This is a genomic window from Microbacterium sp. CFBP9034, assembly GCF_034045255.1.
In the GTDB taxonomy this organism is placed as follows: Bacteria; Actinomycetota; Actinomycetes; order Actinomycetales; family Microbacteriaceae; genus Microbacterium.
Genome location: NZ_JAXCWC010000002.1, coordinates 597800 through 608529, shown reverse-complemented (window position 1 = coordinate 608529; position 10730 = coordinate 597800). Strand labels below are relative to the sequence as shown.

The window sequence follows — 10730 nt, the reverse complement described above, 5'->3', positions numbered from 1 at the left end:
ACCCGGGGGGATGCCGAGGCCCGCACGTCGGCTAGATGGCTGCGTCGTCGAGCGCCAGCTGCAGCTCGGCGAGGAAGCTCGCCGCCGCATCGGCCGGCGTCATGTCGCCGAACAGCACCTTCTGGGTGTGCTGGTCGATGATCGTCTCGATCGCTCCGCCGCCCGGAGGAGTCGCCGGCGGGGCATCGCCGATGCGGGGCTCGATCTCGGCGAGGAACTCGACGACCTCCTGGTCGACCTCGGCGAGCTCGGGTGTGATGTACTCACGGATCTTCTCGTTCGCCGGCACTCCGCGCTCGGCCAGCAGGATGTCGGCGGCCTCTTCGCTGTTGGAGAGCCAGTCGATGAAGAGCGCGACCTCACCGGGGTGCTCGGTCTTGGCCGAGGCCGACCAGAACATCGACGGCTTGTAGTAGGCCGAGGCGTCCGCGCCCGCGTCGGGGGTCGGGACCATGAGCGGCACGAGGTGCTGACCGCTCGCCTCGCGAAGGGCGGCGACCTGGTTCGACCACCACGGGCCGAAGGCCGACTGGTTCGTGGCCGTGAACGACTCGGCGAGGCCAGCCGATTCACGCTCGATGGTGGCGGACGGGTCGGGCGTGCCGCCTGCCTCGGTCACCTCGAGGAGGAACTCCCACCAGCTCTGCACGACCTCTTCGCTCGCCGCGACCTCGCCGTCGGTGTTGTAGAGCGATTCGCCGTGCTGACGGAGCCAGTTGTTGAGGCCGCCGTCCTCGAAGCCCCACGACTGCGAGCCGACGACCTCGCCGCCGCTGGCCTCGGTCACCTGGACCGCGAGCTCGGCGAAGTCGTCCCACGACCAGGTCTCGTCGTCGGGCAGCTCGATGCCGAACCCCTCGAGGAGGTCCTGGTTCGCCATGATCGTGTAGCTGTTGATGCCGACGGGCACGCCGTACTGCACGCCGTCGAGCGCGCCGGTGGCGAGCACGGGCTCCGGGAAGTCGTCCGTCGGCAGCGCCGTACCCAGCGCGCTCAGGTCGAGCAGCACGCCGTTGGCGGCGTAGGTCGAGAGCTGCTTCTCGTCCATCTGGATGATGTCCGGGGCATCGCCGGCGGCGACCGTCGTCGCCAGCTTGTCCCAGTAGCCGGCCCAGTCGGTGTACTGCGGCTCGATGGTGATGTTCTCGTTCTCCGCCTCGAACGCCGCGATGAGCTCCTCGGTGATCTCGTGACGGACATCGTTGCCCCACCACGTGAAGCTGAGCGTCACGGGCTCGTCGGACAGCGTGGGTGCGGTGCTGGGGGTCTCCGATGACCCCGCGCACGCCGTCAGCGCCAGCGTCGTCGCTGCGCCGACAGCGGTGAACAGCAACCAGCGGTGTGCGGTTCTGGTGCGTCGCATGTCTTGCATCCTTTCGACCGAAGTCGGGTTGTGGGTTGGTGCGTGTGATAAGGGTGGGTCCGGGAGGGCCCGCGAAGCGTGCGGTGACGTGGTCGTCACTTGATTCCCGTGGTCGCGATCCCCTTGATGAGGAACTTCTGGCCGAACAGGAAGATCAGGAAGATGGGGATGAGCGAGACCACGCTCATCGCGAACATCTGGGCGTAGTTGGTCGTGCTCTGCGCGTCCTCGAAGGACCGCAGCGCCAGAGGGACGGTGTAGAGCTCGGGTTTGGTGAGGAAGATCAGCTGCGAGAAGAAGTCGTTCCACGTCCAGATGAACGTGAAGATCGCCGTCGTCGCGAGCGCCGGCACCATGAGCGGCAGGATGATCTGCAGGAAGATGCGCGGGTGACCGGCGCCGTCGATCCGCGCCGCCTCGTCCAGCTCCTTCGGGATGCCGCGGATGAACTGCACCATCAGGAAGATGAAGAACGCGTCCGTGGCGAGGAGCTTCGGCACGATCAGCGGCAGGAAGGTGTTGATCCAGCCGAGCTGCGAGAACAGCACGTACTGCGGCACGATGATCACGTGGATGGGGAGCATGATGCTCAGCAGCATCACGGCGAACCAGAAGCGCTTGCCGCTGAAGTGCAGGCGGGCGAATGCATAGGCGGCGAGCGAGCACGACACCAGGTTGCCGATGATGCAGCCGATCACGATCAGCGCCGAGTTCCACATGTAGACGTTGAACGGGAACGCCAGGGCGTTCCAGCCGTCGACGTAGTTCGACACCTCGAAGCTGTCGGGCACGATGCTCGGATCGCGGAAGATCTCGTCGTTGGGCCGCAGCGAGCTGACGACCATCCAGATCACCGGATAGAGCATCGCCAGGGCCAGCGCGATCAGGAGCACGTGGCGCACGAGGCTGGTGGCGGGCCTGCGGAACGGATTGCGCCGTCGGACGGTGGGGCGGCCGGTGACGATGGTCTCGGTCGCGAGCGGAGTCGTCATGGGGTCGTCAATCCTGGTCATCGTAGAAAACCCAATACCTAGAGGTCCAGAACATCAGGACGGTGAGGATGCCGATGATCACGAGCAGGAGCCACGCCATGGCCGATGCGTAGCCCATGTTGTAGTTGCGGAAGCCCTGGTCGTAGAGATACAGCGTGTAGAAGAGCGTCGAGTCGACCGGTCCGCCGGACCCTCCCGAGACGATGTACGCCTGGGTGAAGGACTGGAAGGTGCCGATGAGCTGCAGCACGGCGTTGAAGAAGATGATCGGCGTGAGCAGCGGAATGGTGATGCGGAAGAGCTGCTGACGCCGGCTCGCACCGTCGACCGCGGCCGCCTCGTAGTACATCGTCGGGATCTGACGCAGGCCGGCGAGGAAGATCACCATGGGCGAGCCGAAGGTCCAGACGTTCAGGATCATCAGGGTGCCGAGCGCCGTGTCGGGGTTGGAGATCCATCCCTGGCCCTGGATGCCGAAGACGGCGAGCACCTGATTCACGAGGCCGTCGACCCCGAAGATCTGACGCCACAGGATGGCGATCGCGACGCTCGCGCCGAGCAGCGAGGGCAGGTAGAACGCCGAGCGGTACAACGCCAGCCCGCGCAGTCCGCGATCGAGCACGATCGCAAGGAAGAGCGCGGCGGCGAGCTGGAGCGGCAGCGACACGAAGACGTACGTGAAGGTCACCTGCAGCGCGGAGTGGAGGCGCTCGTCCTCCCACATGCGGACGAAGTTCTGGAAGCCGATCCACTTCGGCGGGCTCAGCAGGTTGTACCGCGTGAACGACAGGCCGAAGGAGGCGACCATCGGTCCGACCGTGATCAGCAGCAGTCCGACGAACCACGGGAGCAGGAACAGATAGGCGACCTTGTTCTGCTTCTTCTCACCCGCCTTGGCGGTCTTGAGCTTGCCGAGCTCGCTCAGCGCGCTCATGCGCGGGCTCCGCGGACGCGGCCCGGGGGCTGCGTTCTGGGGCGGTGCGTCGTCGTCACCGTGGTCCTCCGGTCATCTTCTTCGATGTGAGAATGCGCTTTCTGGAATGCGCTTTCTTTTCTAACATCCCCGATGCGCGGGCGCAACAGGGAACCGGAAAATCAACCCATTTCCGTGATCAAACCGTGAGAAAGGGCATTCGCATAAAACGCCATCCTGGCCTCGGGCGAGCGGTGTCCGGGCATGACGAAGGCCCCGGATGCCAGCATCCGGGGCCTTCGTTCAGAGCAGCGTGATTACTTGAGGGTAACCGTCGCGCCGGCCTCTTCCAGAGCGGCCTTCGCCTTGTCGGCGGCCTCCTTGGACGCGCCCTCGAGCACGGCCTTGGGGGCACCGTCGACGACGGCCTTGGCCTCGCCGAGGCCGAGCGAGGTGAGCTCGCGGACGACCTTGATGACCTGGATCTTCTTGTCGCCAGCGGCCTCGAGCACGACGTCGAACGCCGTCTGCTCCTCGGCCTCTTCGGCGGGGGCGGCACCGGCGGCGGCCGGGCCGGCAACGGCGACCGGAGCAGCGGCGGTGACCTCGAAGGTCTCCTCGAACTTCTTCACGAACTCGCTGAGCTCGATGAGCGTGAGCTCCTTGAACGCCTCGAGCAGCTCCTCAGTGCTGAGCTTTGCCATGATGTATCTCCTTGATTGGGGTTTGCTTTACCGAGGCCTATCAGGCCGCGGACTCCTGCTTCTCACGCAGCGCGTCGACCGTGCGAACGGCCTTCGACAGCGGTGCGTTGAACAGATAGGCGGCGCCGAACAGCGAGGCCTTCATCGCGCCGGCGAGCTTCGCCAGCAGGACTTCACGGCTCTCGAGGTCAGCGAGCTTGTTGACCTCATCCGCGCTCAGGGGGGCACCGTCGAAGTAGCCGCCCTTGATCACGAGAAGAGGGTGTGCCTTGGCGAAGGCGCGCAGACCCTTCGCGACGGCGACAGGGTCACCGTGCACGAAAGCGATGGCCGAGGGACCCTTGAGGTCCTCGTCCAGGGAGGAGATCCCGGCCTTGTTGGCCGCGATCTTCGTCAGCGTGTTCTTCACCACGGCGTATTCCGCGTCCTGACGAATGCTGTTGCGCAGCTCCTTGAGCTGGGCAACCGTCAGACCGCGGTACTCGGTCAGCAGAACGGCGGTCGAGTCCTCGAAATTCTTCGTGAGCTCGGCGACCGATGCATCCTTCTGCGCCATGGCCACTCCTTGTGTGTACGAGACGCTCCGCGATGGCGGGGCGTCGGCCGCGACATCCGCTCATCTGCTCTCACCACGGCAACAAAAAAGCTCCGGCGCAAGCGCACGGAGCTGGATTCAGGAGAATCATGTCGTACACCTGCGCGGGCCCCTGCGATGCAGTGCTTCGATCCTCGTGCGATTGCGCGCACGTCGATGACCGGCGGTCTTTGGCTGTACACCAGAGTACGGGATGCCCCGCCCGTCTCCAAATCGCCGCCGCCGGCGCGGATCAGGCCGTGATGAAGTCGCGGTACCGGTCGAGCGCTGCGGCCACCTCGGCGTCGGTCGCGGCATCCGTCGAGAACAGCTCGGGGATCGGCGAGTCTGCGTGACGCCCGACGGCGACCGAATGGGTCCATACGCCGATGGCCTCGCCGCGCGCGATCAGGAGCGGTCGCACGATGCCGTTCATGCTCGGACCGATCGCCTTCAGGAACTCCGGAGCGCACGGCACAGTGCGATCGACGTACGAGAGGTAGTACTCCTCGAACGGCGGCAGCGCGAGCACCTCGGGAACACCCGGGGTGCGCCGTGGCGGGGCACCGGCGGCCACGTAGAGCGGCTCCGGCTGATCGTCGACGACGACGAGGCGATCGGATGCCGCCCCCGCCGCCGCGCGCGAGACGCCCAGGGGCAGTCCCGTCCACCAGGCGAAGTCCCGCGCGCCGGCCGGGCCGTGCGAGGCGATGTAGCGGTAGAACAGCTCCGCGACCGGGTCGGCCGGGGACGCGGCATCCGTCACCCACTCCTCGGTGAGCACCAGGTACTGCTCGCGGGTGGGCCCGGTGGCGCGGGGCACCACCGGCCCCTGGCAGATGACCGCCGGCAGCGACAGCGACACCAGCAGGTGGTAGCCGCGCTGCCGGGCGGTGCTCACCCCGCCCGCCTCGAACACGTCGAACAGCTCTTTGCGGGTGAGGCGGTTGCCGCCGCGCAGCGCCCCACGCGCGAGCCGCTCGGCGCGTGCCATCTCGGCATCGTCGATGCTCTCGGCCCGGCGGACGGCGGCGACCTGCCGCGCCTGACGCTCGCCCGTGATCGACAGCACCCAGGCGAGGTCGCGGGCGGGGAGCAGGTGGATGGTGCCGCGCTGCGTCCACGACCGAACGATCTCGCCGCGGTCGAACGCCGCGTCGACATCCCTGACAGTGACGCGCCCTCGCGTGCGCGACGCGATCGCCCAGCGACCGCCCCAGAACTCCTGGGCCTGCGTCGCGAGCATGTGCGACGCCGCCTCGGCGATCGTCGGAGCGGGGGCGCTCAGCCGATGCGACCGCAGCCTGCGCTCACGGACGCTCGCGATATCCACCCGTCCATCATGGCGCGCCCCTCCGACGCGCGGTGCTCCCCATCTGTGCGATCTCGATGCTCGCGGTCGGGTGAGCGTCGAAATCGCACGGATGGACCCGAGTGAGGGGTCAGGAGAAGGGGTTCGCGGTGAGCGTGTACTTGGTCTGGAGGTACTCGTGGATCCCCTCCGCGCCGCCCTCGCGTCCGAGCCCCGACATCTTCCAGCCGCCGAACGGGGCGGCGGCGTTCGAGACGACGCCCATGTTGAGCCCCATCATCCCGGTCTCGAGCCGCTCGATCATGCGCTGGCCGCGGGACAGGCTCTCGGTGAAGACGTACGAGACGAGGCCGTACTCGGTGTCGTTGGCGATGCGCACGGCGTCGTCCTCGTCGTCGAACGGGATGATCGCCAGCACGGGCCCGAAGATCTCCTCGCGGAGGATGTCGCTGCCGGGCTGCACGTCGGTGACGACGGTGGGCTCGTAGAACGTGCCGGCGCCGTCCAGCGCCTTGCCGCCGGTGCGCACCGAAGCCCCGCGCTCGACGGCGTCGTCTACGAGCGTGCGGGCCTTGTCGACGGCGGCCTCGTTGATGAGCGGTCCGATGGCCACGCCCTCCTCGGTGCCGCGGCCGATCTTCAGCGACTGAACCCGCTCGGTGACCCGCCGGGCGAACTCGTCGGCGACCGAACGCTGCACGATGAACCGGTTCGCGGCCGTGCACGCCTGGCCGATGTTGCGGAACTTCGCGAGCATCGCGCCGTCGACGGCCTTGTCGAGATCGGCATCCTCGAACACGACGAACGGCGCGTTGCCGCCGAGCTCCATCGACGTGCGCAGCACGCCCTGCGCCGCCTGCTCCAGCAGACGCCGGCCGACCTGGGTCGATCCGGTGAAGGAGAGCTTGCGTAGGCGCGGGTCGCGGATGATCGGCTCCGACACGGCACCCGACGTCGAGGTCGTGAAGACGTTGACCACACCCTTCGGGAGCCCGGCGTCCTCGAGCAGCTTCGCGAAGGCGAGGGTCGTCAGCGGCGTGAGCTCAGCAGGCTTGATGACGACCGTGCAGCCGGCGGCGAGTGCGGGTGCGATCTTGCGTGTGGCCATGGCCAGCGGGAAGTTCCAGGGGGTGATGAGGAAGCAGGGGCCGACCGGATGCTGCGACACGATCATGCGGCCGGTGCCCTCGGGGTTCGCACCGTACCGGCCCTGCACCCGAGCGGTCTCCTCGCTGAACCAGCGGAGGAACTCTCCGCCGTACGCGACCTCGCCTCGGGCCTCGGCGAGCGGCTTGCCCATCTCCACGGTCATCAGGAGCGCGAAGTCCTCCTTGCGCTCCTGCAGAAGGTCGAACGCGCGGCGGAGGATCTCGGCCCGCTCACGGGCCGGCGTCGCGGCCCACGCGGGGAAGGCCTCGACCGCCGCGTCGAGGGCCGCCGCACCGTCATCGGGCGAGGCATCCGCGATCTGTTTCACCACCGCGCCGGTGGCGGGGTCGTACACCTTGAGCATCTTGCCACCCGACGCCGCGCGCCACTCGCCGCCGATGAACAGGCCCTCCGGGACGGATGCCAGCAGCTCGGTCTCACGGTTCTCGGTCACAAGGACTCCCTCGTCGTTCTCGGATGCCGCGGCATCCCTGCTCTCGGTGGCTTCGGGGCCAATTCTGCCCCGGTGCGGCTCGCCGCGCCGCTATACGCGGTGTACAGCTGCGGGGCTGCTGTCACCATGGCGGACACATCAGGCCGTGGCGGCCGGCACGCTGCGCTGATCGAGGAGCGACCGGCCGAGGAACTCCGCCAGCTCGGCCGTCGCCGACAGCGGCAGGACCGCCGCGACGTACTGGTCGGGCCGGACGACCACGACCACCCCTTCCCGCGACAGGCCCCGTTCGGCGAAGACGTCGTCGCTCGTCCAGGCGCTTGGCGCGGCCGCGTAGACCTTCTCCCAGTCCGTCAGTCCCAGCGGGCCGGTCCGGGGCAGGAACAGACCTGGTACGCGGTTGATGTCGACGTCCTCGAACGGCTGCTGGTAGATCACCTTCACATCGATCACCGCGTCGGCGTCCGCGCCGACGGGCGTGTGCCGTCGGAGGGGTCCCTCGTCGGACGACATCCACTCGGCCCACGACGCCAGAGCGGAGTCCTCCCCCGCCGTGGGCGCGTCCGCGAAGGCGTAGATCCGCCACCGTCCGTCGGCCTTCGCGTGATGCCCGAGATGCACCGCGTTGCCGTCGCAGACGCGCACCACCTCGGCCGACTTGAAGCGCTTCCCGATCGGGAACCCCTCCGCGAGAGCCTGGTGCGCGGCATCCGCGACGATCGTCGACGGGCCGTACTGCGTCATGAAGCCGGACGGGAACTCGGCCGTGGCGAGGTAGTAGGTCGCGAGGTCCTGCGGGTCGGAGATCTCGTCGGGCTTGCGCGCCATGAGCGTCGACCACTCGCGGTCGAAGTCGATGAGCTGCTGCGCCACCGGCTGCCGCTCGGCCGAGTAGGTGTCGAGCAGCGTCTCGGGGGCGATGCCGCTGAGCACGTGCCCCAGCTTCCAGCCCAGGTTGAATCCATCCTGCATCGACACGTTCATGCCCTGCCCGGCCTTGGCACTGTGGGTGTGGCACGCGTCGCCGGCGAGGAACACCCGGGGCATGCGACCGGAGTCGTCTGCCACGTCGTCGAACTTGTCGGTGACCCGGTGCCCGACCTCGTACACGCTGTGCCACGCGACCTGCTTCACGTCGATGGTGTACGGGTGCAGGATCTCGTTCGCGCGCCGGATGATCTCGTCGATCGGCGTCTGGCGCACGCGGTGATCGTCATCCTCGGCGACGGCGCCGAGATCGATGTACATGCGGCTCAGGTAGCCGCCCTCGCGCGGGATGTGGAGGATGTTGCCCGCCTCCGCGTTGATCGCGCACTTGATCCGCCAGTCGGGGAAGTCGGTGTTCACGAGCACGTCCATCACGCCCCACGCGTGAAGGGCGTGGGCGCCGGAGTGCGTGCGGCCGATCGCCTGGCGCACGCCGCTGCGGGCGCCGTCGCACCCGGCGACGTACTTGGCCCGGATGGTGCGCTCCTCGCCGGAACGGTCGCCCGCGGTGTGCCGCACTCGCACCTCGACCGGGTACGGCCCCTCGTCGCGCACGGTGAGGCCGAGGAATTCGACGCCGTAGTCGGGGGCGATCCTTCCGGGCCCGTGCGCGGCGGCCTCGGCGAAGTAGTCCAGCACGCGCGCCTGGTTGACGATGAGGTGCGGGAACTCGCTGATCTTGAACCCGTAGTCCTCGGTGCGCGTCTTGCGGACGATGTTGCCGGGGTTCTCCGGGTCAGGGCCCCAGAAGTTCATGTAGGCGATGTTGTAGGCCTCGGCGACGATGCGCTCGGCGAACCCGAAGGCCTGGAACGTCTCGACGCTCCGCGGCTGGATCCCGTCGGCCTGGCCCAGCACGAGCCGCCCCTCCCGGCGCTCGATGAGCCGCGTCGACACGTCGGGGAACTGCGAGAGCTGCGCCGCGAGGAGCATCCCGGCCGGCCCCGAGCCGACGATCAGCACGTCGGTCTCGTCGGGGAGGTCGGCGGGACGGTCGATGCCCGTGCCGGCGGCCTCGAGCACGCGCGGCTCTCCGGACACGTATCCGTGGTGGTGGAACTGCATGGGGTCTCCTCCTCGGACGGCGATGTCGAGGTGTCGCTGCGACAATGCGGTGCGATCGATCGGGTGTTGCGGAGCGAATGCGTGTGTTCTATATTCGAACACATTGTTCTACTATTGAACAGATCGTATACGAAGACGCGTGGGACTGGCAAGATCCTGCACGCCGGAGGGCAGTGATGACCGAGGAGCGGGCACCCGCGTCGCAGACGCTGAGCCGGGGCATCCGGATCCTCGAGGTCCTCGCCGACGCCCGCGAACCGCTCACGATCGACGAGATCGCCCGTCGCCTCGACGTGCACCGGTCGGTCGCCTACCGGCTGCTGCGGACCCTCGAGGACCACGGCCTCATCGCGCGCGATGCGAACGGGCACATCGCCCTGGGTGCCCGCATGGCCGCGCTCGCTGCCGGCGTCGCCCACGACCTCCAGGCCGAAGCGCTCCCCGAGCTCACCGACGTCGCGAACGAGCTCGGGATGACGTGCTTCCTGAGTGTGCTCGACCACGACGAGTGCGTCACGCTCGCCAGCGTCGAGCCTCGGCACGCCGTCGCCTCCGTGGCGCAGCGGCCGGGGACGCGGCATCCGGTCACCCGCGGAGCCCCCGGCAAGGCGATCCTGTCCCTCGTGCCCGGGGCCTCGTGGCCCTCCGGGGCCGACGCGCACCTGCGCGATGAGGTGACGGATGCCGCGACCCGCGGCTGGTTCGAGAGCCACGACGAGGTCATCCCGAGCCTGCGTGCCGTCGCCGTGCCGCTCGCGATCCGCGGGCGAGGGGCGGCCGCGATCGCCGTCGTCTACCTTGCGAGTCCGCACGCCCCGGCGGAGATCGCCGCGCGCCTGGCCCGGTCGGCCGGGGTCATCCGGGCGGCACTCGGCGGCTGAGGACTCGGGGGCGGAATCAGGCGAAGCGCTGGCCGACGAACGCGATGTCGTAGGCGGCGACCCGCTGCGGCACCCCGGCGAACGCCTCGGCCCGGGCATCCGACCCCATGTACTCCTTCTCGAGGGCCAGGAATGCCTCCTCGTCGCCCTCGGCGCTGACCGCCCACACGAACTCGTTCGTGGCCGGCAGTCCGTAGGCGAACTCGATCCCGAACCCGGCGCCGGGACGCACGCGGGGCATGCAGCCCTGCCACCAGGCGACGAAGGCGTCGTACTCCCCGTCGACGAGCGTGTAGCGGCGCAGCTGGATCGTCCTCATGGCACCCATCATGCCCT

The 10730-nt window shown here is 68.4% G+C and carries 10 protein-coding genes; 1 reads left to right on the top strand and 9 read right to left on the bottom strand.

The genetic code is table 11. From position 1 onward, the window contains the following. Window positions 1-31 precede the first annotated feature (31 nt). The 8 genes from SOM19_RS14045 to SOM19_RS14010 form a co-directional block, all read right to left on the bottom strand. Window positions 32-1363 carry an ABC transporter substrate-binding protein gene (locus SOM19_RS14045; protein ID WP_320487221.1) on the bottom strand — a complete coding sequence of 444 codons (1332 nt, stop codon included), beginning with the start codon at window positions 1361-1363 and terminating at the stop codon, window positions 32-34. 95 nt (window positions 1364-1458) lie between these two features. After that, a complete protein-coding gene (locus tag SOM19_RS14040) occupies window positions 1459-2355 on the bottom strand; it encodes a carbohydrate ABC transporter permease (protein ID WP_320487220.1) in 897 nt (298 codons plus the stop codon). 7 nt (window positions 2356-2362) lie between these two features. Then, the gene (locus SOM19_RS14035) at window positions 2363-3289 is read right to left on the bottom strand and encodes a carbohydrate ABC transporter permease (RefSeq protein WP_320487219.1); all 927 of its coding nucleotides are present in this window, start codon (window positions 3287-3289) and stop codon (window positions 2363-2365) included. Between the two features lie 296 nt (window positions 3290-3585). Further along, window positions 3586-3972, bottom strand: coding sequence for a 50S ribosomal protein L7/L12 (gene rplL, locus SOM19_RS14030; protein WP_320487218.1), 387 nt, complete (start codon window positions 3970-3972; stop codon window positions 3586-3588). 40 nt (window positions 3973-4012) lie between these two features. Then, window positions 4013-4528 carry a 50S ribosomal protein L10 gene (gene rplJ, locus SOM19_RS14025; protein ID WP_320487217.1) on the bottom strand — a complete coding sequence of 172 codons (516 nt, stop codon included), beginning with the start codon at window positions 4526-4528 and terminating at the stop codon, window positions 4013-4015. Between the two features lie 271 nt (window positions 4529-4799). Continuing rightward, window positions 4800-5879, bottom strand: coding sequence for a winged helix DNA-binding domain-containing protein (locus SOM19_RS14020; protein WP_320487216.1), 1080 nt, complete (start codon window positions 5877-5879; stop codon window positions 4800-4802). 109 nt (window positions 5880-5988) lie between these two features. Beyond that, on the bottom strand, window positions 5989-7461 hold the full coding sequence (locus SOM19_RS14015; protein WP_320487215.1) for an NAD-dependent succinate-semialdehyde dehydrogenase: 1473 nt from the start codon (window positions 7459-7461) through the stop codon (window positions 5989-5991). 138 nt (window positions 7462-7599) lie between these two features. After that, window positions 7600-9513 carry an FAD-binding monooxygenase gene (locus SOM19_RS14010; RefSeq protein WP_320487214.1) on the bottom strand — a complete coding sequence of 638 codons (1914 nt, stop codon included), beginning with the start codon at window positions 9511-9513 and terminating at the stop codon, window positions 7600-7602. Window positions 9514-9689: 176 nt separating this feature from the next. On the opposite strand from SOM19_RS14010, the gene SOM19_RS14005 reads away from it, so the two are divergent. Next, window positions 9690-10394 carry an IclR family transcriptional regulator gene (locus SOM19_RS14005; RefSeq protein ID WP_320487213.1) on the top strand — a complete coding sequence of 235 codons (705 nt, stop codon included), beginning with the start codon at window positions 9690-9692 and terminating at the stop codon, window positions 10392-10394. Window positions 10395-10410: 16 nt separating this feature from the next. On the opposite strand, the gene SOM19_RS14000 is transcribed toward SOM19_RS14005, so the two are convergent. Next, entirely contained in the window at window positions 10411-10713 is a 303-nt protein-coding gene (locus SOM19_RS14000) for a hypothetical protein (RefSeq protein WP_320487212.1), read from the bottom strand. Window positions 10714-10730: the final 17 nt, after the last annotated feature.